Below are 20,998 nucleotides of genomic sequence, written 5' to 3'. Positions count from 1 at the left end.
ACGGCAGCGCCGGGAGGAAGAAAAGCACTGCCGCGTTGAAATCAGCCACGGGTGATATCGGCCGCCAAGCGCCTATTTGCAATGCAGCATGCCTCATAAAAGGGCTGCACCGGGCGCATGGCTCGCGTCATCTCACAGACAAAATTGGAAGAGCCATCGAGCTTGGCGGGGATTCGGAGCTAGAACGTCCAGCGCTGGGCCTTGGAGATCAGGAAGTCGCGGAAGGCTTGGACGCGGGCGACGGAGCGCATTTCCTCAGCATAAACAAGGTAGCTGTCGAGAGACGGCATCTCCACGTCCCGCAGGATCTGGATCAGGTCCGGATTGCCGACCACCGCGTAATCCGGAAGCACGGCGATGCCCGCTCCCGTCTCGACCGCCAGCTTCAGAGCCGTGATGTTGTTCACGACATAGTGATACTGCCGAGGTTCGCGCCCCTCGCGGCCGGCAGTCGAGAGCCAGTGCACGGCCATGAGATAGGAAGGCTGGTCGCCGCCGAAGGAGACGATCCGGTGCTCGTCCAGATCCTCGAGGGTCTTGGGCTCGCCGAACCGCTTCAGGTAGTCGGCCGAGGCATAGACGTGGAAATGCACCGTGAAGAGGCGGCGCTGGATCAGATCGGGCTGGGCCGGGCGGCGCAGGCGGATGGCTACATCGGCCTCGCGCATGGCGAGGTCCAGTTCCTCGTTGGATAGGATCAGCTCGACGCGCACGTCCGGATAAAGGTCGAGGAACTCGGCGATGCGCTGGGCGAGCCAGATGGAGCCGAGACCGACGGTCGTCGTCACCTTCAGCTCGCCTGAAGGCCGCTCGCTGGTCTCGACGAGCCGCGCCTTGGTGGTTTCCAGCCGCATGCGCATGTCCCGGGCGGCCCTGAACAGCAGGTCGCCCTGCTCGGTCAGGATCAGCCCGCGGGCGTGACGGTGGAAGAGGGGAGCCCGCAATTCGCGCTCCAGGGCGCTGATCTGTCGGCTGACGGCCGATTGGCTCAAACCCAGATCGTCCCCGGCCCGGGTGAAGCTGCCCGCTTCAGCGACCGTATAGAAAATCCGGATTTTATCCCAGTCCACGGCGTTCCCCTCATGCCTCGCATGCTCGTGACGCAAGGCAACTCTTATCTCTTATGAGCCGTGGGTCCGATGCAACCGGAAATCGGCCTGAGGACTAACCAGTTGTTAATAAACCCTATTCGGCGGCTTCCTGAGTGGCCTCGAGGGCGGCCAGGTAACGCTCCGCGTCCAGGGCCGCCATGCAGCCCATGCCTGCCGAGGTCACGGCCTGCCGGTAGATGTCGTCCGTCACGTCGCCAGCCGCGAAGACGCCGGGGATGTTGGTCTCGGTCGAGCCGGGCTTCGTCAGCAGGTAGCCGCCGGGCTTCATGTCGAGCTGGCCGGTGAAGAGCTCCGTCGCCGGCTTGTGGCCGATGGCGATGAAGACGCCGTCGGTCTTGTAATCCGACGCCTCGCCCGAGACGAGGTTCTTCAGCCGCACATGGGTCACGGAGGAGGGGTTTTCCGAGCCGCAGATCTCCTCGACGGCCGAGTTCCAGATCACCTCGACCTTGGGATGCTTGAACAGGCGATCCTGCAGGATGCGCTCGGCCCGCAGGGAATCCCGGCGGTGGACCAGGGTGACCTTGGAGGCGAGATTGGCGAGGTAGAGCGCCTCTTCGACGGCGGTATTGCCGCCGCCCACCACCACGACTTCCTTGCCGCGATAGAAGAAGCCGTCGCAGGTGGCGCAGGCGGAGACGCCGAAGCCCTGGAACTGGCCCTCGGACGGCAGGCCCAGCCACTTGGCCTGGGCTCCGGTCGCGACGACCAGCGCGTCGCAGGTATAGGTTTCGCCGGAATCGCCCTCCAGCCGGAAGGGACGCTGCTTCAGGTCCACCTTGGTGATGTGATCCGAGATCATGCGGGTGCCCACATGCTCGGCCTGCATGCGCATCTGCTCCATGAGCCAGGGGCCCTGGATCACGTCGGCAAACCCCGGGTAGTTCTCCACATCCGTGGTGATCATGAGCTGCCCGCCCGGCTGGAAGCCGGAGATCATCACGGGTTCGAGAAGGGCGCGCGCCGCGTAGATCGCCGCCGTATAGCCCGCGGGGCCCGAGCCGATGATGATAAGCTTGGCGTGAGAATGGGCCATCAGGGGGTCTCCAGTGATAGGGCGATGTCCGGCAGGCCGAGGGCGCGGCGGTGGCGCCTGAAGCCCTCGGCAATGGCCTTCGCGACCTTGGGTGTTGAATTTAGGGGTTCATAGGGCTGTCCTTCAAGACGACCCGCGAACGGATGCACAACTCCATGGGCTTTCAGGGCCCGCATGTAAACATCCAGTTTAGGGTGCCCCCCCGAGGGCTCGAAGACCAGGATCGGCCGTCCTGTCACGGCGGCCTCGCCGATCATGTTGAAGGAATCCGCCGTCGCGACGATGGCATCCGCCTGGGCGAGGGGATCCACATAGGGGTTCGTGCCGGTGCCGTCCCAAAAGAAGCCGCCGTGCCGGGCGGTCAGGTCCGCCAGGGCTTCCCGTAGGGCGTCCGGCGTGCGCCGCGAGGCGGTGACCATCAGGCCGGCTCCCGTCTCGGCCACCTCCGTCAGGTGTCGAAGGAAGCGGGCGACGTCTTCATCCGTGAAGCGATGGTGGCGGCTGTTGCCGCCGGCCAGGACCGAGACACGCGGGCGGGGGAGGGAGGCGAGGCGCGGATCGGGACGGGCGCGGGCCGCTTCGAGCTTCCCGGCCGAGATCCGGTGCGGCGGGGTGAGGGTGTTGAGGACGTTGGGGCCTCGCAGGCGGTCGTATTCGGGCGACCAGATGAAGTCGGCGGTGTCGGGGCCCGTGCGGGGATCCTTGAGGAACACCGTGTAGGTTTGCCCGCCCGAGGCCTTCTTCACGAAGCGCAGGTAGGCCACGGCCCGGCGGCCCGACGCGACGAGAAGGTCGGGATAGGGCGGCGCGACCGGGCTGCCGGGAGCACCCGGCCGCTCGCGAGGGTCGATGGGGCCCCGGGGCATGAGCCAGCTGAAGGGCGGCCGCGGGGTGACCCGGCGGATCTCGGGCGTGAGGCCGAGGGCCTCCGCGACGCTCAGAGCCTGCAGCTCGTCCCCGGCCTTGCCATCCGTCAGCACCCAGGTGATAAGGCGGCTATCCTTGCGCAACATTCGATCAATGAGCCTGTGGAGTTCATGAAGTTCGTTGCGACTTAATCGCCTGTCCTTCTTGTGTAGACCCTCTACACGGTCTACTCAGCCAAGACGAGATTTTTTGACCTGATGCCGTATGGTCAGGCAAAGGCGGCCCGCCGGTTCCCTTGCCCGATCGTGCATGAGCGGAGTTACCGTGCGCGGACGCCTCGATTCCATCGACTGGGCCATTCTGAAAGAACTGCAAGCCGACGGCAGCATCACGAATGTGGAGCTGGCCCGCCGGGTGGGCCTGTCGGCGCCCCCATGCCTGCGCCGGGTGCGGGCGCTGGAAAGCGCCGGGATCATCAAGGCCTATCGGGCGATCCTCGACCCGAAGAACCTCGGCTTCGAGATCGTCTGCTTCGCCATGGTGCAGCTCGACATCCAGGGCAAGAAAGAGCTGCAGGAATTCGAGCAGCGTGTGAAGGACTGGTCCATGGTCCGCGAGTGCTGGACCCTCTCGGGCGATATCGACTTCATCCTGAAATGCGTGGCCCCGAACCTCGCATCCTTCCAGAGCCTCGTATCCGAGCTCACCTCCCTGCCGAACGTGCGCAACGTGCGCACGGCGCTCACCCTCGACCTGATCAAGGACGAGCCTTTGGTGCCGATCGAGGATGTGGCGGAAGTCGAGGGTTGATTCGTCATCCCGGAGCCGCAGAAGCGGAATCCGGGATCTCTGGACGAAAGGGCGCCTTGTATTGCGCCTGATCCCGGATCTTCGCTGCGCTTCGTTCGAAATGACATCCCTTTGAGGATCAAATCTCCCGCCTGAGCCAGCGCACGTAATGCTGTGCGATCATGACGGCGCGGCCCTGCTCGTCGGGAGTGAGCGGGCTGGTGTTCACGTCGCGCACGGCCAGCATCGGATGGGCGGCCAGGACTTCGCCCCTGCGGCCTACGGCCAGCGCTTGGCCTTCCAGGGCGTCGTGCCCGCTGCCTCCGCCCCGGCCTTTGTATCCGACGCCGCCGTCGGGAAACGCCGTCATGGTGACGCTGGTGAGGACCAGCACCAGACGCGGCCCGCGCGGATCGACGCGGTCGGCAAAGGAGCGCCGCAACTCATCGAGCGCGGCCGCGCCGACCAGATCGGCGAAGGGGCCGAGACCCTTGTCCTTCAGAGCGCTCACATCGACCGAGAATGACGAGAACGCCTGCGGGAAGGCTTGGGCTCGGGCAGGCACGGAAAATCCTGCGCCGGCGAGGCCGGCACAGGCGATAGCTTTGAGGATGCTACGTCGGGAGAAGGGGGACATCATGGGATTTCTCATCGCTCCTGCCCCCTTTCACGGTCAGGCGCCGAACCGGACGCCGACGACCTCGTAGGACTTTCCGCCGCCAGGGGTCGAGACCTCCACCGTATCGCCGATGGTCTTACCCATCAGGGCGCGGGCGATGGGGGAGGCGACCGAGACGCGGCCCGAGCGCACATCCGCCTCGGGCTCGCCGACGATCTGGTAGGTCTTCTCTTCCTCGGTGTCCTCGTCCACGAGCTTCACCGTGGCGCCGAACTTGATCCGGTCGCCGGAGAGCTTCGCGATATCGATCACTTCGGCGCGGGAGATCAGGCTTTCGAGCTCAAGGATCCGGCCTTCGTTGAGGGATTGGGCTTCCTTGGCGGCATGGTATTCGGCGTTTTCCGACAGGTCGCCAAGCGCGCGGGCTTCCGCGATCGCCTGGATGATCCGGGGGCGTTCAACCTGCTGCCGGTGCTTGAGTTCGTCCTCGAGCGCCGCAAAACCCTTGATCGTCAGAGGGACCTTGTCCATCGTTTGTCTCGTCCAAAAAGAGGTACGAGGCCGCTGTTTCCAGCGCCCTCGCATGTCAACGAAAACTTACCAGAAGCTTCGCAGTTCCAATGTGAGGCCGGATGCCTCAGGCAAAGTATTCCTGAAGCGCCCGGACTTCGAGATCGCCGCTGAGGTATGCCTTGATGCCCTCGGCCGCGGCGATCGCTCCTGCAAGAGTGGTGTAGTAAGGTATCTTATGCAAGAGGGCAGCCTGTCGTAAAGACCGGGAATCCGAGAGAGCGCCTGCTCCTTCGGTGGTATTGAAGACCAGCTGAATATCGCCGTTCTTGATGGCATCCACCACGTGCGGGCGCCCTTCCAGAACCTTGTTGATCCGCGTCGCCTTGACGCCGTTTTCCTCAAGAAACTTTTGGGTTCCGGCCGTCGCCACGATCCGGAAGCCGATCTCCTCCAGCATCCGGACGGTGGGCAGGATGCGGGCCTTGTCCGAGTCGCGGACCGACACGAACAGGATTCCGGTCTTTGGGACCTGGCTTCCGGCGCCGAGCTGGCTCTTGGCGAAGGCCACGCCGAAGCCGCGGTCGAGGCCGATCACCTCGCCCGTGGAGCGCATCTCGGGCCCGAGCAGCACGTCCACGCCCGGGAAGCGGGCAAAGGGGAAGACCGCTTCCTTGACGCCGATATGCGGCAGCTCCTTCGGGGTCAGGGCGAACTTGGCCAGGGGCTCGCCGGCCATGATCCGAGCCGCGATCTTGGCGATGGGCTCGCCGATGACCTTGGCGACGAACGGCACCGTGCGCGAGGCGCGGGGGTTCACCTCCAGCACGTAGATCACGCCGTCCTTGATGGCGTATTGCACGTTCATCAGGCCACCCACGTCGAGGCCCAGGGCCAGGGCCTTCGTCTGGCGCTCCAGCTCGGCGATGGTCTCGGGCGAGAGCGAGCGGGGCGGGAGCGAGCAGGCGGAATCGCCCGAATGGATGCCCGCTTCCTCGATATGCTCCATGATACCGGCGATGAACACGTCCTTGCCGTCGGCAAGGCAGTCCACGTCCACCTCGATCGCGTCCGAGAGATAGCGGTCGAAGAGCAGCGGGTTCTTGCCCAGGACCGTGTTGATCTGGCCCGTCTTGTCGTTGGGGTAGCGCGCCTTGATGTCGGACGGGATCAGGCTCGGCAGGGTGCCGAGCAGGTAATCTTCGAACTGGGTCTCGTCGCGGATGATCGCCATGGCGCGGCCGCCGAGCACGTAGGACGGGCGCACCACGAAAGGCAGGCCGAGATCGGCGGCGATCAGGCGGGCCTGCTCCACCGAATAGGCAATGCCGTTCTTGGGCTGCTTCAGGTGCAGCTTGTCGAGCAGGCGCTTGAACCGGTCCCGGTCCTCGGCGAGGTCGATCGCGTCCGGCGAGGTGCCGAGGATGCGCACGTCGGCCTCTTCCAGGGCGCGGGCGAGCTTGAGGGGAGTCTGGCCGCCGAACTGGACGATGACGCCGTGGAGCGTTCCCTTCGAGCGCTCGGTCTCGATGATTTCCAGCACGTCTTCCTGCGTCAGCGGCTCGAAATAGAGCCGGTCGGAGGTGTCGTAGTCGGTCGAGACCGTCTCCGGGTTGCAGTTGATCATGATGGTCTCATAGCCCGCATCCTTGAGCGCGAAGCAGGCATGACAGCAGCAATAGTCGAACTCGATGCCCTGGCCGATCCGGTTCGGGCCGCCGCCGAGGATGATGACCTTGTTGGCGTCCGAAGGCGTGGCCTCGTCCGCGGGCTGGCCGGCGAAGGGAGCCGCGTAGCTCGAATACATGTAGGCCGTGGGCGAGGCGAACTCCGCCGCGCAGGTGTCGATGCGCTTGAAGACCGGCCGGACGGCGAGCGCGCGGCGCGCCTCGCGCACCTCGGCCTCCGTCTTGCGGGTGAGAACGGCCAGGCGCGCATCCGAGAAGCCCATGGCCTTCAGATGCCGGAAGGCGCCCGGCGTCTGCGGCAGACCGTGGGCCTTCACCTTGGCCTCCAGGTCGACGATGTCCTGGAGCTGTTCGAGGAACCAGCGGTCGATCTTGCACGACTCGTAGACCTCGTCATGGCTGATGCCGAGGCGAAGGGCCTGCGCGACCTTGAGGATCCGGTCCGGGGTCGGGGTGCCCAGAGCCGCCTTGATGGCGTTCTTGTCGTCGCCCTTGCCCATGCCCTCGATCTCGATCTCGTCGAGGCCGGTCAGGCCGGTCTCCAGCGAGCGCAGGGCCTTCTGGAGGGATTCCGGGAAGGAGCGGCCGATGGCCATGGCCTCGCCCACTGACTTCATGGCCGTGGTCAGCGTCGGCTCGGCGCCGGGGAACTTCTCGAAGGCGAAGCGCGGGATCTTCGTGACCACGTAGTCGATGGTCGGCTCGAAAGAGGCGGGCGTCGCGCCGCCGGTGATGTCGTTGGCGATCTCGTCGAGGGTGTAGCCGACCGCGAGCTTCGCCGCGACCTTGGCGATGGGGAAGCCCGTAGCCTTCGAGGCAAGCGCCGAGGAGCGCGACACGCGCGGGTTCATCTCGATCACGATCATGCGCCCGTTTTCCGGGTTGATCGCGAACTGCACGTTCGAGCCGCCGGTCTCGACGCCGATCTCGCGCAGCACCGCCAGGGAGGCGTCGCGCATGATCTGGTATTCCTTGTCGGTGAGCGTCAGGGCCGGGGCGACGGTGATGGAATCGCCCGTATGGACGCCCATCGGGTCGAAGTTCTCGATGGAGCAGATGATGATGCAGTTGTCCGCCTTGTCGCGGACGACCTCCATCTCGTACTCCTTCCAGCCGAGCACGCTCTCCTCGATCAGGACCTCGTTCGTCGGGGAGGCATCGAGGCCGCGCTCGACGATGTCGAGGAACTCCTCGCGGTTATAGGCGATGCCGCCGCCGGTGCCGCCCATGGTGAAGGACGGGCGCAGGATGGCCGGCAGGCCGACCTCGGAGAGCGCGATCAGGGCCTCGCCCATGGCGTGCTCCTGGTAGCGCTTGCGGCGATCGTTCTCGCCGGCATCCCACCTGAGCTTGTAGGCGGCGATCATCCGCTTCTTGTCGCCCGGATGCATGTCCATGGCTTCCATGCGGGCGAGCTCGGCCAGATAGGCGTCCCGGTCGGCCTTCTTGAGGGCCGAGGCGTTGGCGAGGCGGGATTTCGGCGTGTCGAGGCCGATCTTGGTCATGGCCTCGCGGAAGAGCTGCCGGTCCTCGGCCTTGTCGATGGCCTCCGCGGTTGCGCCGATCATCTCCACGTTGAACTTGTCGAGCACGCCCATCTTCTTGAGCGACAGGGCGCAGTTCAGCGCCGTCTGGCCGCCCATGGTGGGCAGGATCGCGTCCGGGCGTTCCTTCTCGATGATCTTGGCGACGATCTCAGGAGTGATCGGCTCAACATAGGTGGCATCCGCGAGATCGGGATCGGTCATGATCGTCGCCGGGTTCGAATTCACCAGGACGATGCGGTAGCCTTCCTCCTTCAGGGCCTTCACGGCCTGTGTTCCCGAGTAATCGAACTCGCAGGCCTGACCGATGATGATCGGACCGGCGCCGACGATGAGGATGGAGGAGATGTCTGTCCGCTTTGGCATTGGGCCACCCAGGCGTGTCCAGCCGCGCGGCCGTAGAGCTACGGCGCTTCAAGCGCAGCCGGGATGTGATCTGATTGTAGGTTGAGAGAGGCTCTTACACGGACCTTGAGCAAATTCAAAGGCCTGAGCCATGATTTAGACAGGCAATGCCCATGCGGTACAAGACGCATTGTATCGCCATGTAGGGGAACTGGGAAAAGATGGTCATGACGGAAGAGCCGCGCTGGGCGCTGGTCACGGGAGCGTCCAGCGGGATCGGCGCCGATTTGGCGCGGGTTTTCGCCGGCCGGGGCTATTCCCTGGTTCTCACGGCCCGCCGGCACGAGCGCCTGGAAGTCCTGAGCGCGGAGATCGGGCGGATCCATGGCGCTCCCGTCGAGGTCATCGCCCTCGATCTCGAGGACAGGCATGCTCCCAGGGATCTTCATGAAATGCTCCTGGAACGGAGAATCGCCGTCCACACCCTGGTCAACAATGCAGGGTTCGGCCTGAGGGGATATTTCGCGTCTCTTCCGCACGAGAAGCAACTCGCCATGGTCGACCTCAACGTCACGGCCCTGACCTCGCTTTGCCGCCTGATGCTGCCGGGCATGATCGAGCGCCGGCGGGGCGGGATCCTGAACGTGGCCTCCATCGCGGCCTTCCAGGCCGGGCCCCACATGGCCGTCTATTATGCCTCCAAGGCTTTCGTCCTGTCCCTCTCGGAGGCCCTGCACGACGAAGCGAAGCCCCATGGGGTGACCGTGACGGCCCTCTGCCCGGGGCCGACCGAGAGCGAGTTCGGCAAGACGGCGGGCCCGAAGAGGACGGGATTCTTCAAGGAGAGCGCCATGTCGGCCGCCACGGTCGCCCGCGCCGGCATCGAGGGCTACGAGGCCGGGCGGGCCGTCGTCATCCCAGGGGCGGGCAACCGGTTCGGCGCCCTGGCGGCGAAATTCGCCCCGCGCTTCCTCTCCCGCAGGATTGCCGGGCGTCTGCAGGGAATGAGGTGACGGGCGCTCGGGAAGCCGCTATCGAGAGGGCGTGACCGCATCCTGCTCCCTTCATCGGCTCACCCGTCAATTCACCGCCTTCTTCGGGGTCGGCGTGGCGGCTGCCGTCGTGCATTACGGACTTCTCATCGCTCTCGTCGAGGGCGCGGGGACGCATCCCGTGCCGGCGACGCTTGCTGGCTATGTGGCAGGAGGGCTCGTGTCATACGTCCTCAACCGCAAGCACACTTACGAGAGCGACCGGCCCCATCGGGAGGCCACATGGCGCTTCGCCCTCGTGGCTTTCGTCGGCTTCCTGGTGACCTGGTTCCTGATGCACGCCTTCACGGTGTGGCTCGACGGCCCCTATCTTCCCTCGCAAATCATCACCACCGGCGTCGTGATGCTGTGGAGCTTCATGGCGCACAAGAAATGGACATTTGCATAAGCGCTCGGCAGGCGACGGGGCAGATTCGCAAGGTCCAGTCTTCCAGCGCAGCCCTGGCCTGCATTCCACTAGATCCCGCGAATCTTTTTGCGATGCAATATGGCTGTCGCAGGAGCCTCTCAAAATTGCTCCGCCACTCATCCCACATTCGCACCGCCTGAAAAGCTTGGGGGCTTCATGTCCGATATGGCCATTGCCGAGGAGGCCTGTCTCGCACAGGGCAGGGCTCCCGCCGTTCCGCGTTCACGCCTCGCCATCGCGTTGATCGAACTGGCGCTCGCGGTCGGCAGCTTCGGCATCGGAACGGGCGAGTTCGCCATCATGGGCCTGCTGCCGAACCTCGCGCAGGAGTTCCATGTCACGACACCCCAGGCCGGGTATGCGATCAGCGCCTATGCGCTCGGGGTCGTGGTCGGCGCTCCGATCATCGCCGTCCTGGCGGCCAAGCTCGCGCGCCAGACGCTGCTCCTCGTCCTGATGGCCGTGTTCGCCGTCGGAAACGCCGTCAGCGCCGTGGCGCCGAGTTTCGAATCCTTCGTGCTCCTGCGCTTCCTCACCGGCCTGCCGCACGGCGCCTATTTCGGCGTGGCCGCCCTCGTGGCCGCCTCTCTGGTTCCCCCGAACAAGCGCACCCAGGCCGTGGCGCGTGTCATGCTGGGCCTGACCGTCGCGACCCTGCTCGGCACGCCCGTGGCCACGTGGTTCGGCCAAGCCCTGACCTGGCGGCTCGCCTTCGGGGCGGTCGGCTTCATGGGCGCGCTGACCGTTCTGCTGATCTGGCTCTTCCTGCCGAAGGACAAGGTCCAGGAGGGGGCGAGCCCGATGAGGGAACTCGGCGCCTTCAAGCGCAAGCAGGTCTGGTTCACCCTCGGCATCGGGGCCGTGGGCTTCGGCGGACTGTTCTCCGTCTTCTCCTACATCGCCTCGACGGCCACGGAAGTCGCCCGGATGCCGGAGAGCGCCGTCCCCCTCATGATGGCCCTGTTCGGCTCCGGCATGATCGTGGGCAATCTCGTCGGCGCCTGGTTCGCGGACCGGAACCTGATGGCCACCATCGGCGGGGTGCTCGCCTGCAGCGCCGTGGTGATGACCGTGCTCTGGCTGACGGCGGACAACCCGCACATGCTCTCGGTCTGCGTGTTCCTCGTCGGCTGCAGCGTCGCCATCGGGCCGGCCCTTCAAACCCGACTGATGGATGTGGCGGCCGATGCGCAGACCCTGGCGGCGGCCCTCAATCATTCCGCCTTCAACATCGCCAATGCGCTCGGTGCCTGGCTCGGCGGCCTCGCGATCGCGGCGGGCTACGGCTTCGCCTCGACCGGATGGGTCGGCGCGGCCCTCGCCGTGGCGGGGCTCGGCGTGTTCGGCCTGTCGCTCCTGAGCGATCAGCGCTCAGTAAGGTCTTCGGTGTCGAGGGCCTGAGCGGGACGGCCGATGAAGGTCATGCGGGCTTGGTTGTGCCCGAGGTTCCGCGCGGCCCGCTCGGGCACGAACCCGGCATCGTCGAGGAGGTCGAAGATCTCCTCCGCGCTGTATTGCGCCAAACCCAGCTCCTCGCGGATCTTGCGGTACTCGGAGAAGGCCGTCCGGGCGAGGCCGCCGAGGGCGGCCCTCATGAACCCGCCCTGCCAGGCGAAGGAGAGCAGCGCCTTCGCGTCGGTGAGAGGGCTGATATCGGGCGGGATGACGTCGCCCAGGACCAGCCTGCCATTCTCCTTGAGCTTCCCGCGCAGGAGCCTCAGGAGCCCGCGGAACTCGTCGAGGGAGAGATACTGGACGAGCGAGTTCACCACGATGAGATCGAGCGAGGCGTCGGCCAGGCCGGCCACATCCTCGGTCGCGAGAACCGCGATCCGCTCATTGTCTTGGAACCGCTCGTTCAGGCGCTCGCGAACGAGCGGCGCGGCATCGCTCAGGTATAGCCTCGCGCATCGGGCCGCGACCTTGTCGGCCAGATGCGCCTCGCCGCAGCCGTAATCCAGCACGACCGCGTCCGGGGATGGGATGAGCCCGATGATGTCGTTGGCGATCAGGCGGTAATGCAGGAGCTTGTGCCGCTCGTTCACGTAGATCGGCGTGTCCTGGTTCCAATAATCGCGCCAGTTCATCGGAAGTAGTGCCCCACGAAGTTCAAAATGCCGCCGAAGGCGAGCTTCGAGTCATGAGGCCTGTCTCGCGCTTTAGCAACCTCCCGCCTTGGACCGGGCAGGACGCTTCTCGGTCGTTCTCAGGTCCACAGCTTCATGAGCGGCCCGTCCGCGCCGTCGACCGGGTCGGCCTCCGGCAGGGGCACCTGGGCGATCCGCTGTTGCGAGGTCGCTAGAGCGGCCGGGTCGTCGCGGATCGTGTCGTAATCGGCCCCTCCCGGATAGGCGCCGACCACGGAGAAATCGTCGCTCGCGTTGATGCAGGCATGGGCTACGCCAGCCGGGATGACCACCACGTCGCCGGCGCTCACGGCCACGAGATCGCCGTCCTCGCCGCCGAAACGGACCTGTCCCGAGCCCGACACGATGCCGAGCACCTCATGGGTGTTCGGATGGTAATGATGGTAATCGTGGATGCCGTTCAGCCAGGCATTGGTCCAGCCGTTCCTGGCGAAGGTCGCCTTGAAGGTCCGGACGGCGTCGTGCTCGGAGGGCGAAATCGCCCCCCGGCGCACGATCAGCGGCAGGGAGGAGTTCGGCACGATGCCGTTGCTGCGGAAGACATAGGTCTCCGTGCCGAGCGGCGCGTTGTAGCCGTGCGGGTCGCCGTATCCTTTCGCCTCAGCCATGCGTCTCTCCCTTCGAACCGGGGAGGGAACGCATGGCCTGAGCCAAAGATCGAGCGAGACCGTAAAATCCGTCCGGTCTTACATGCCGATGAACATGGCCGCGACGGCGCGGTCGATGGAAAGGTAAAACATCCCGAAGGCCACGACCGCCGCGATGGCGAACTCGACGATCTGGTTCTTGAAGATGCGGAACTGGGCGAAGAGGTTCTGGCCGAAGATCGAGATCAGCCAAGCCGTCGTGAGCACCACCGGGAAGATGAAGAGATAGGACCAGGTGCTCTCGACCGGGCCCACATTGCCGGGGTCAATCAGCGGGCGGATGTTGCGCACCCAGGGCGCGTAGAGGGCGGCATAGAGCGACGTCAGCCAGGACAGCGTGACGGCGATGCCGAGGTGAAACGTGAACAGGTTGTGCAATCGGCTGAATTCGCCGGAATCGTCATCGAAATCCATTGGATGAAACCCCCAAACCAAGGTCCGGAATCATTTTATTTTTATGGTTAATGATCGGTTACCGTGATTTGGGCGGCTGGCGCAATCGACGTGTTTGTCGCGGCGCCAGCCTTCACACAGATGTTAAGCCTGCGTCTTCTTCTGGTCCATCAGCTGCACGAAGCGGTCGAACAGGTAATGGCTGTCCTGCGGGCCGGGGGAGGCCTCCGGGTGGTACTGAACCGAGAAGGCCGGGCGGTCGGTGAGCGAGATGCCGCAATTCGAGCCGTCGAACAGGGACACGTGGGTCTCCACGGCGTTCGAGGGCAGGGTCTCCGGATCCACCGCGAAGCCGTGGTTCATGGAGGTGATCTCGACCTTGCCGGTGGTCTTGTCCTTCACCGGATGGTTCGCCCCGTGGTGACCCTGGTGCATCTTCTTGGTCTTGGCGCCGACGGCCAGGCTCAGCATCTGATGGCCGAGGCAGATGCCGAAGGTCGGGATCTTCTCGTCGAGCACCTTGCGGATCACCGGAACGGCGTATTCGCCGGTCGCCGCCGGATCGCCGGGGCCGTTGGACAGGAAGACGCCGTCCGGCTTGAGGGCCAGCACGTCCTCGGCCGAGGCGGTGGCCGGGACCACCGTGACCTTGCAGCCGGCGCGGGCGAGCAGGCGCAGGATGTTGCGCTTCACGCCGTAATCGATGGCGACCACGTGACGCTTCGGGACGCCGTCCTGGTGGCCGTAGCCTTCGCCGCGCGTCCAGGTGGTCTCGTCCCAGTCGAAGCGCTGGGCGCTGGTCACGAGGGGCACGAGGTCCTGGCCGTCCATGGACGGGAGGGCGGCGGCCTTGGCCTTGAGGGCCTCGATGTCGAACCGGCCCTCGGGATCGTGGGCGATGACCGCGTTCGGCATGCCCTTGTCGCGGATCAGGGCGGTCAGAGCCCGGGTGTCGATGCCCGAGAGGCCGACGATGCTGCGGGCCTTGAGCCACGCATCGAGGTCGCGGGAGGCGCGCCAGTTGGACGGCTCGGTGATGGTCGCCGCCAGCACGACGCCGCGCACGCCTGAGGACGAGGCGGCGTTGACGCTCTCGATGTCTTCCTCGTTGGTGCCCACATTGCCGATATGCGGGAAGGTGAAGGTGATGATCTGGCCGGCATAGGACGGGTCGGTCAGGATCTCCTGGTAGCCCGTCATCGCGGTGTTGAAACAGACCTCGCCGGTCGCCTCGCCCACGGCGCCGATGCCGAAGCCTTCGAGAACCGTTCCGTCCTGGAGCACGAGAACCGCGGTCGCGCGCGGCTCGGCCCAGCCACCCGAGGAACTCCCGGTGGTGTCTTTGTCTTGCAGCATCGTCATGATCTCTTGTAAGTCCGGGGCCAACAGGCCGTGCTTGAGCAGGCCGTGCCCGGGCCGCCTTTGAACTACCCCCGTGACTTAAGGGGCCGTTCGCGTTCCGTCAACGCTCAAGCGCATCGTGCGGAAAAGCGGATCCGGTTTTCCGCGTCGACGATGCGCCAAACAAGGGAAGGAGCATCGGATCCGATGCTCCAGCGACTTAAAACCAAGGAGAAGTCCATGCTGCGCGAACGCTTTACCGCCGAGATGAAGGAAGCCATGAAGGCCGGCGATAAGGGCAGGCTCGGCGCCATCCGGCTGATTCAGGCCGCCCTCAAGGACAAGGACATCGAGGCCCGCGGCAACGGCAAGGAGCCCCTGTCCGACGAGGAGATCCTGGCCCTCCTGCAGAAAATGGTGAAGCAGCGCCAGGAATCGATCACCATGTACGAGCAGGGCGGCCGCACCGAGCTCGCCGATCAGGAGAAGAACGAGGTCGCAGTGATTTCCTCCTACCTGCCTCAGCAGATGGACGAGGCCGAGACCAAGGCCGCCATTGAGGCTGCCATCGCCGAGACCGGCGCCGCCTCCATGAAGGACATGGGCAAGGTCGTCGGCGCCCTGCGCGCCAAATACGCCGGCCGCATGGACTTCGCCAAGGCGAGCGGCCTCGTGAAGGACATGCTGCCGAAGGGGTAGGGCGCACCCGACGTCAGGCCGCCGCGGCCGTTCCCGCGGCCGTGAGCGCCTGAACGCGTTCCCCGGGGCGAATTCGAAACCCAGGGTCGCCACCGCCACAAGACGTATCGTTCTCGCAACGGGATGGGCATGGGGCTAGGCGCTTCGGCCATGACGGGCGGGTGTGGAAGTTCGTTCATGTCAAAGAGCCAGCACCTGTGGGCCCGCAGCTTGCGCTGCGAGCCTATCAGGATCGAGGGTGGCGTGTCGGGCAGCCCGGCTCGCTGGGTAAGGTAATGGAAGAGCCGAACTGCTCGTCCCGCACGGTTCTTTTAGGCGTTGAGACTTGGAACCAGCACACGGCTGCCAAGGGCCTCCGGCCCCAGGGGTGCGAGACCTGCGACCGGACCGTTCCCCGCCCCGTTCTTGCGACGCCTCGCGAGCGCGCCCCTCGTCAGGCGGGGATGGGTAACGATATAGCCAAGGTTGCGTCACCTGTCAAGAACAAAGTAAGAACATAACCCTGCGCGTCTCACCCAGAGCCCTCATCCTGAGGAGCGAAGCGTCTCGAAGGACGAGGGCGTCTCCAGTGCGTGCTGGAGCATCCTTCGAGACGCAGCTTCGCTGCTCCTCAGGATGAGGTCGAAGGGGCGCCCCGCAGACTTGGATGGCCGGGCCTGTCCCGGCCATGACGTGGAGAGGATGGACGCGGAGCGCTCATCTCCGACTCCTCCAGCCTTCATCCTCTCTCACGGAGAGGGGAGGGAGAGACGGCGTATCCGCTCGTGGATCTGATCCAAATCGTGCTAAGAGAGAGCGGCGCCTTCCGAAGACGCGGCAGCACGAGCAAGCAGCGGTGACATATGAGCCTTGAACTCTGGTTGATCTATCTGGTCGCCGCTGTCGGCCTCTCCCTGACGCCCGGACCCAACGGGCTTTTGTCCCTGACGCACGGCGTCTGCTACGGCTTCCGGCCCACGATCTATACGGTTCTGGGCGGCGCGCTCGGGTTCTTCATCCTCATCGCGGCATCTCTGGCCGGCATGGGGGCGCTGCTCGCCGCGTCGGAGAAGGCCTTCACGATCGCCAAGTGGATCGGCGCCGCCTACCTTGTCTATCTCGGAATCCGGATCTGGCGGTCGCCCGCCTCCGTTCTGGACGTTGCCGCCCGGGACGAGGGGCCGCGCCGGGTGAGGCCCCTGTGGATGTTCAACCAGGGCTTCCTCGTGGCGGTGTCGAACCCGAAGGCGCTGATCTTCTTCGCGGCCTTCCTGCCGCAATTCATGGCGCCGGGCGTGTCCTTTCCCGTCCAGCTCGCGATCTTCGGCGGCACCTTCGTGGTGGTCGAGATCGTCTACGAACTTCTTCTCGCCGGCATGGCCCAGCGCATCGCGCCCTGGCTGACCCGCCACGGCCGCTGGTTCAACCGCGCCGCCGGCGCGACCTTCGTCGGCATCGGCGCGGCGCTCACGACCGCGAGCCGGTGAACGATCGGCCGCCGACGCGCAACCGCGTCGGCGGCGCCCTCCAAAACCCTGAGGATGAGCGAACCGAAAGGCTCGCACCTTCCCGGCGTTTGGGTTCACGGCACGGAGAGCGACGGAGACCGTCGATGACGAGCCCTGTGGATAGCGGGCACAGAAAAGCGTGGCCTTGGGGTTTTTAACCGAAGGGTAGGCGCACTAGTTTATGGAGCAGGTTTGGAGATCACCGCTTCGTGCGCTACCCGCCCCAAATCCTCGAAGAGATCCGCGCCCGGCTGCCGACTTCGTCGGTCGTGGGGAAGCGCGTGCGCCTGAAGAAGGCGGGGCGGGAATGGAAGGGGCTGTCGCCGTTCAATGCGGAGAAGACGCCGTCCTTCTACGTGAACGACCAGAAGCAGTTCTATCACTGCTTCTCCTCGGGCAAGCACGGGGACATTTTCACCTTTCTCATGGAGACGGAAGGGCTGTCCTTCCCCGAGGCCGTGGAGCGGCTGGCGGGCGAAGCGGGCGTGCCCCTGCCGACGCCCTCCCGGGAGGACCGGCAGGAGGAGGTCAAGCGCAAGAACCTCCACGACGTCATGGAACTGGCGGCGGAGTTCTTCGAGGCCTCGCTCCAGGGGCGTTTTGGCGGCAAAGCGCGGGACTATCTCGCCGGGCGCCAGCTCAGCCGCGAGACGCAAACCCGGTTCCGGATCGGGTATGCCCCGTCCGAGCGTTATGCGCTGCGCGATCATCTCGCCGGCAAGGGCGTGCCTGTCGACATGATGGTGGAGGCGGGGCTGGTCCATGCCGGGGAGGCGGGGAAGATTCCGGCCGACCGCTTCCGCGACCGGGTCATGTTCCCGATCTGCGACGTGCGCGGCCGGGTCATCGCCTTCGGCGGCCGGGCCATGAGCGCCGACGTGCCGGCCAAGTACCTCAACTCGCCCGATACGCCGCTCTTCAACAAGGGGCGGCTCCTCTACAACTACCACCTCGCCCGCCAGCCGGCCCATGAGAAGGGCACGGTGATTGCCGTGGAAGGCTATGTGGACGTGATTTCGCTCAGCGTCGCGGGATTTCCCCATGCGGTCGCGCCGCTCGGCACCGCCCTGACGGAGGACCAGCTCACCCTGCTCTGGCGCCTCGCGGAAGAGCCGATCCTCTGCTTCGACGGCGACAAGGCCGGGCAGCGGGCGGCCTATCGGGCGCTCGACGTCGCCCTGCCGAACCTGATGCCCGGCAAATCCCTGCGCTTCGCCATGCTGCCGGAGGGGCAGGACCCTGACGATCTCGCACGCGCCGGAGGGAGCGCCGCCGTGGAGCGGGTCCTCGCCTCGGCGCGGCCGCTGGTCGACGTGCTCTGGACCCGGGAGCTGGAGGCCGGTCCCCTCGATACCCCCGAACGCCGGGCGGCCCTGGAGCGGCGGCTGCGCGAATCACTGACGCTGATTCGCGACGAGACCCTCAAGAAATATTACCGGGAGGACATCGCGGGCCGCCTTTCGTCCCTGAATGCGGATTCTCGGCCCAAAAGGTTCGACCGTCAGGGTGGGGGCGCCCGGAGGGATTTCGGGAAGCCCCAGCCCATGACGCCGAGCTCCCGCCTGAGCGTCTCGCCGCTGCTCGCCCGCAACCCGCTCTTTGCCGGAAGCACGGCCGATAGCCCCCGGGAGGCGATGATCCTCTGCACCTTTCTTGTCCACCCGGAGCTGGTCCAGAATCATGTAGAAACCCTTGCAGATCTTGAACTTGAGGGCCGGTCCACCCAAATGGTGCGCAGTCTCCTGCTCGATGGAGCGGCGAGCGGCGAACCGGCCGATCCGACCGTCATGATGGCCCGCCTCGAACGGGCCGGGCTGACCGGAACGGCGGAAAGATTGACGGCTCTGGTCCGTCCAGGCGACCGGTGGATGCTGGATCCACATGCGGATCCCTTGCGGCTTGAGGACGCATTGAGGCAAGCCATCACCTTGCATCGCCGCGCACGCACGTTACATAGCGAACTTCGGGCTGCCGAGCGCGCGCTCGCCGAAGAGGACAACGAGGCCAATCTCGCCTGGCTGCGAGAGGTCCAAAACCAACTGTCCTCCGTCGAGGGTGCCGAGGCCGACATGGACAATGCAGGGGCCCTCGGTCTCTGACGTCCATTCATGTCAGAGTGCGGCAAGCCGGGCGGCTGCGGCGGTTTGAGCAGGGGATGGTTAACGGTTAGTCAAGCGACTCACTGTTTATGATTGGCAATGAATTTCGGGTGGCGGAGCTCTGCAGGCTTGGCCGCCCATTCGCGCATCGCGGGTCCTGTAGGGGGGATGAGCGGGGCGCTGGAGTTGAGCAAAGCATGGCAACGAAGGCAACCGAACGGGACGAAGGCGAGACGACGGCTCCGGAGCAGCAGAGCGACGGGCCCCTGCTCGACCTGAGCGATGCCGCCGTTAAACGGATGATCAAGCTCGCGAAAAAACGCGGGTATGTCACTTACGACGAACTGAACGAGGTTCTGCCTCCGGAGGAGTTCTCCTCGGAGCAGATCGAGGACGTGCTCGGCCAATTGTCCGAGATGGGCATCAACGTCGTCGAGTCCGAGGAGACCGACGAGAACGCCCAGCCGGAAGCGGAAGAGGAGGAGGCCGACGGGGGGGACCTCGTCGAGGCGTCGCAGACCCGCGCCGTGGCGGTGCGGGAGACCACCGCCAAGGAGCCGACCGACCGCACGGACGACCCGGTGCGCATGTACCTGCGCGAGATGGGCTCGGTGGAGCTTCTCTCCCGCGAGGGCGAAATCGCCATCGCCAAGCGCATCGAGGCCGGCCGCGAGGCCATGATCGCAGGCCTCTGCGAAAGCCCGCTGACCTTCCAGGCCATCATCATCTGGCGCGACGAGCTCGTCGAAGGCCGGGTGCTCCTGCGCGACATCATCGACCTCGAGGCCACCTATGCGGGCCCCGACGGCAAGGGCGCGCCCAAGGTCGAGGGCATGGGCGAAGGCGAGGCCGAGGAGGAGACGGCCGAGTCCGAGGAGGGGATGACCCCGCCCGAGGGCGAGATGGACGACGACGACATGGAGAACAACGTGTCGCTCTCGGCCATGGAGGCCGAGCTGAAGCCGCGCGTTCTCGAGACCTTCGATTCCATCGCCGACAACTACAAGAAGCTGCGCCGCCTGCAGGTCGAGCATGTGGAACAGCGCATGCAGAACAAGCAGCTGACCCCGGCCCAGGAGCGCAAGTACAAGGAACTCAAGGCGGATATCGTCACGTCGGTGAAGTCGCTGTCGCTGAACAACAACCGCATCGAAGCCCTGGTCGAGCAGCTCTACGACATCAACAAGCGCCTCATCTCCCATGAGGGCCGCCTGATGCGCCTGGCCGAGAGCCACGGCGTCGCCCGCGAGGAGTTCCTCAAGCACTACCAGGGCTGGGAGCTCGACCCGAAATGGGTTCTGCGCGTCTCCAAGCTCGGCGGCAAGGGCTGGAAGGACTTCGTCGCCAAGGCGAAGGACGGCATCCACGACCTGCGCGAGAACATCCACAACCTGGCGAGCGAGACCGGCCTGGAGATCCAAGAATTCCGCCGCATCGTCATGATGGTGCAGAAGGGCGAGCGCGAGGCCCGGCAGGCGAAGAAGGAAATGATCGAGGCCAACCTGCGCCTCGTGATCTCCATCGCCAAGAAGTACACGAACCGCGGCCTGCAGTTCCTGGACCTGATCCAGGAGGGCAATATCGGTCTCATGAAGGCGGTCGACAAGTTCGAGTACCGGCGCGGCTACAAGTTCTCGACCTATGCCACCTGGTGGATCCGGCAGGCGATCACCCGCTCGATCGCCGACCAGGCCCGCACGATCCGCATTCCGGTGCACATGATCGAGACGATCAACAAGATCGTCCGCACCTCGCGCCAGATGCTGCACGAGATCGGCCGCGAGCCGACCCCGGAGGAGCTGGCGGAGAAGCTCGCCATGCCGCTGGAGAAGGTGCGCAAGGTCCTCAAGATCGCCAAGGAGCCGATCTCCCTCGAAACGCCCATCGGCGACGAGGAGGATTCGCATCTCGGCGACTTCATCGAGGACAAGAACGCGATCCTGCCCATCGACGCGGCGATCCAGTCCAACCTGCGCGAGACGACGACCCGCGTCCTCGCCTCGCTTACGCCGCGCGAGGAGCGTGTGCTGCGCATGCGCTTCGGCATCGGCATGAACACCGACCACACCCTCGAAGAGGTCGGCCAGCAGTTCTCCGTGACCCGCGAGCGTATCCGCCAGATCGAGGCGAAGGCCCTGCGCAAGCTCAAGCACCCCTCGCGGAGCCGGAAGCTCAGGAGCTTCCTGGACAACTGAGCGAATTGAGAAGGCGGGT

The 20,998-nt window shown here is 65.4% G+C and carries 18 protein-coding genes; 8 read left to right on the top strand and 10 right to left on the bottom strand.

All coding sequences use genetic code 11. The annotated features are described in order from the left end of the window. Positions 1-179 precede the first annotated feature (179 nt). The 3 genes from H0S73_RS20105 to H0S73_RS20095 all read right to left on the bottom strand — a co-directional run bounded on the left by H0S73_RS20105 (position 180) and on the right by H0S73_RS20095 (position 3,161). On the bottom strand, positions 180-1,070 hold the full coding sequence (locus H0S73_RS20105) for a LysR family transcriptional regulator (protein ID WP_009764607.1): 891 nt from the start codon (positions 1,068-1,070) through the stop codon (positions 180-182). Between the two features lie 115 nt (positions 1,071-1,185). Continuing rightward, a complete protein-coding gene (gene trxB / locus H0S73_RS20100; RefSeq protein ID WP_181053808.1) occupies positions 1,186-2,148 on the bottom strand; it encodes a thioredoxin-disulfide reductase in 963 nt (320 codons plus the stop codon). Then, the gene (locus H0S73_RS20095) at positions 2,148-3,161 is read right to left on the bottom strand and encodes a mitochondrial fission ELM1 family protein (RefSeq protein WP_181053807.1); all 1,014 of its coding nucleotides are present in this window, start codon (positions 3,159-3,161) and stop codon (positions 2,148-2,150) included. Before H0S73_RS20095 ends, trxB begins: the two co-directional genes overlap by 1 nt. Before the next feature lie 163 nt (positions 3,162-3,324). Between H0S73_RS20095 and H0S73_RS20090 the strand changes: the two genes are divergently transcribed. Beyond that, the gene (locus H0S73_RS20090) at positions 3,325-3,825 is read left to right on the top strand and encodes an Lrp/AsnC family transcriptional regulator (RefSeq protein ID WP_202049834.1); all 501 of its coding nucleotides are present in this window, start codon (positions 3,325-3,327) and stop codon (positions 3,823-3,825) included. 118 nt (positions 3,826-3,943) lie between these two features. On the opposite strand, the gene H0S73_RS20085 is transcribed toward H0S73_RS20090, so the two are convergent. The 3 genes from H0S73_RS20085 to carB form a co-directional block, all read right to left on the bottom strand. Beyond that, positions 3,944-4,444 carry a hypothetical protein gene (locus H0S73_RS20085; protein WP_181053806.1) on the bottom strand — a complete coding sequence of 167 codons (501 nt, stop codon included), beginning with the start codon at positions 4,442-4,444 and terminating at the stop codon, positions 3,944-3,946. 33 nt (positions 4,445-4,477) lie between these two features. Then, positions 4,478-4,954 (bottom strand): transcription elongation factor GreA, encoded by a 477-nt coding sequence (gene greA, locus H0S73_RS20080; RefSeq protein WP_181053805.1) that lies wholly within the window; start codon positions 4,952-4,954, stop codon positions 4,478-4,480. 106 nt (positions 4,955-5,060) lie between these two features. Then, positions 5,061-8,531 (bottom strand): carbamoyl-phosphate synthase large subunit, encoded by a 3,471-nt coding sequence (carB, locus tag H0S73_RS20075; protein ID WP_181053804.1) that lies wholly within the window; start codon positions 8,529-8,531, stop codon positions 5,061-5,063. Between the two features lie 206 nt (positions 8,532-8,737). On the opposite strand from carB, the gene H0S73_RS20070 reads away from it, so the two are divergent. From H0S73_RS20070 to H0S73_RS20060, 3 genes are all read left to right on the top strand, one after another. Continuing rightward, positions 8,738-9,523, top strand: coding sequence for an SDR family NAD(P)-dependent oxidoreductase (locus tag H0S73_RS20070; protein WP_246389107.1), 786 nt, complete (start codon positions 8,738-8,740; stop codon positions 9,521-9,523). 31 nt (positions 9,524-9,554) lie between these two features. After that, complete coding sequence (locus tag H0S73_RS20065; protein WP_181053802.1) at positions 9,555-9,950, top strand: GtrA family protein; 396 nt, start codon at positions 9,555-9,557, stop codon at positions 9,948-9,950. Between the two features lie 177 nt (positions 9,951-10,127). Then, entirely contained in the window at positions 10,128-11,372 is a 1,245-nt protein-coding gene (locus tag H0S73_RS20060) for an MFS transporter (protein WP_181053801.1), read from the top strand. On the opposite strand, the gene H0S73_RS20055 is transcribed toward H0S73_RS20060, so the two are convergent. The 4 genes from H0S73_RS20055 to carA all read right to left on the bottom strand — a co-directional run bounded on the left by H0S73_RS20055 (position 11,336) and on the right by carA (position 14,514). Continuing rightward, complete coding sequence (locus H0S73_RS20055) at positions 11,336-12,058, bottom strand: class I SAM-dependent methyltransferase (protein WP_181053800.1); 723 nt, start codon at positions 12,056-12,058, stop codon at positions 11,336-11,338. The genes H0S73_RS20060 and H0S73_RS20055 overlap by 37 nt on opposite strands. A 119-nt stretch (positions 12,059-12,177) precedes the next feature. Next, complete coding sequence (locus H0S73_RS20050; protein ID WP_181053799.1) at positions 12,178-12,726, bottom strand: cupin domain-containing protein; 549 nt, start codon at positions 12,724-12,726, stop codon at positions 12,178-12,180. Positions 12,727-12,804: 78 nt separating this feature from the next. Continuing rightward, the gene (locus tag H0S73_RS20045; RefSeq protein WP_181053798.1) at positions 12,805-13,179 is read right to left on the bottom strand and encodes a hypothetical protein; all 375 of its coding nucleotides are present in this window, start codon (positions 13,177-13,179) and stop codon (positions 12,805-12,807) included. A 123-nt stretch (positions 13,180-13,302) separates the two neighbouring features. Beyond that, the gene (carA, locus tag H0S73_RS20040; protein WP_181053797.1) at positions 13,303-14,514 is read right to left on the bottom strand and encodes a glutamine-hydrolyzing carbamoyl-phosphate synthase small subunit; all 1,212 of its coding nucleotides are present in this window, start codon (positions 14,512-14,514) and stop codon (positions 13,303-13,305) included. Positions 14,515-14,739: 225 nt separating this feature from the next. Between carA and H0S73_RS20035 the strand changes: the two genes are divergently transcribed. From H0S73_RS20035 to rpoD, 4 genes are all read left to right on the top strand, one after another. After that, entirely contained in the window at positions 14,740-15,198 is a 459-nt protein-coding gene (locus H0S73_RS20035) for a GatB/YqeY domain-containing protein (RefSeq protein ID WP_181054401.1), read from the top strand. Between the two features lie 842 nt (positions 15,199-16,040). Further along, positions 16,041-16,664, top strand: a complete 624-nt coding sequence (locus H0S73_RS20030) for a LysE family translocator (RefSeq protein WP_181053796.1) — start codon at positions 16,041-16,043, stop codon at positions 16,662-16,664. Between the two features lie 230 nt (positions 16,665-16,894). After that, positions 16,895-18,784: a DNA primase gene (gene dnaG, locus H0S73_RS20025; protein ID WP_181053795.1), complete on the top strand. Its 1,890-nt coding sequence runs from the start codon at positions 16,895-16,897 to the stop codon at positions 18,782-18,784. 197 nt (positions 18,785-18,981) lie between these two features. After that, a complete protein-coding gene (gene rpoD, locus H0S73_RS20020) occupies positions 18,982-20,979 on the top strand; it encodes an RNA polymerase sigma factor RpoD (protein ID WP_181053794.1) in 1,998 nt (665 codons plus the stop codon). Positions 20,980-20,998 lie beyond the last annotated feature (19 nt).

The organism is Microvirga mediterraneensis, assembly GCF_013520865.1.
In the GTDB taxonomy this organism is placed as follows: domain Bacteria; phylum Pseudomonadota; class Alphaproteobacteria; order Rhizobiales; family Beijerinckiaceae; genus Microvirga; species Microvirga mediterraneensis.
Note: the sequence above shows the minus strand (reverse complement) of the source record. Positions and strands in the feature narration are given on the sequence as shown.

What these genes read in the sequence shown, in the direction of transcription:
- H0S73_RS20060 (WP_181053801.1), top strand. Translation starts at nt 10,128, where the DNA reads ATGTCCGATATGGCCATTGCCGAGGAGGCCTGTCTCGCACAGGGCAGG.
- rpoD (WP_181053794.1), top strand. Translation starts at nt 18,982, where the DNA reads ATGGCAACGAAGGCAACCGAACGGGACGAAGGCGAGACGACGGCTCCG.
- carB (WP_181053804.1), bottom strand. Translation starts at nt 8,531, where the DNA reads ATGCCAAAGCGGACAGACATCTCCTCCATCCTCATCGTCGGCGCCGGT.
- H0S73_RS20030 (WP_181053796.1), top strand. Translation starts at nt 16,041, where the DNA reads ATGAGCCTTGAACTCTGGTTGATCTATCTGGTCGCCGCTGTCGGCCTC.
- H0S73_RS20090 (WP_202049834.1), top strand. Translation starts at nt 3,325, where the DNA reads ATGAGCGGAGTTACCGTGCGCGGACGCCTCGATTCCATCGACTGGGCC.
- H0S73_RS20095 (WP_181053807.1), bottom strand. Translation starts at nt 3,161, where the DNA reads ATGTTGCGCAAGGATAGCCGCCTTATCACCTGGGTGCTGACGGATGGC.
- greA (WP_181053805.1), bottom strand. Translation starts at nt 4,954, where the DNA reads ATGGACAAGGTCCCTCTGACGATCAAGGGTTTTGCGGCGCTCGAGGAC.
- H0S73_RS20085 (WP_181053806.1), bottom strand. Translation starts at nt 4,444, where the DNA reads ATGATGTCCCCCTTCTCCCGACGTAGCATCCTCAAAGCTATCGCCTGT.
- H0S73_RS20050 (WP_181053799.1), bottom strand. Translation starts at nt 12,726, where the DNA reads ATGGCTGAGGCGAAAGGATACGGCGACCCGCACGGCTACAACGCGCCG.
- H0S73_RS20070 (WP_246389107.1), top strand. Translation starts at nt 8,738, where the DNA reads ATGACGGAAGAGCCGCGCTGGGCGCTGGTCACGGGAGCGTCCAGCGGG.
- trxB (WP_181053808.1), bottom strand. Translation starts at nt 2,148, where the DNA reads ATGGCCCATTCTCACGCCAAGCTTATCATCATCGGCTCGGGCCCCGCG.
- H0S73_RS20045 (WP_181053798.1), bottom strand. Translation starts at nt 13,179, where the DNA reads ATGGATTTCGATGACGATTCCGGCGAATTCAGCCGATTGCACAACCTG.
- carA (WP_181053797.1), bottom strand. Translation starts at nt 14,514, where the DNA reads ATGCTGCAAGACAAAGACACCACCGGGAGTTCCTCGGGTGGCTGGGCC.
- H0S73_RS20035 (WP_181054401.1), top strand. Translation starts at nt 14,740, where the DNA reads ATGCTGCGCGAACGCTTTACCGCCGAGATGAAGGAAGCCATGAAGGCC.
- H0S73_RS20055 (WP_181053800.1), bottom strand. Translation starts at nt 12,058, where the DNA reads ATGAACTGGCGCGATTATTGGAACCAGGACACGCCGATCTACGTGAAC.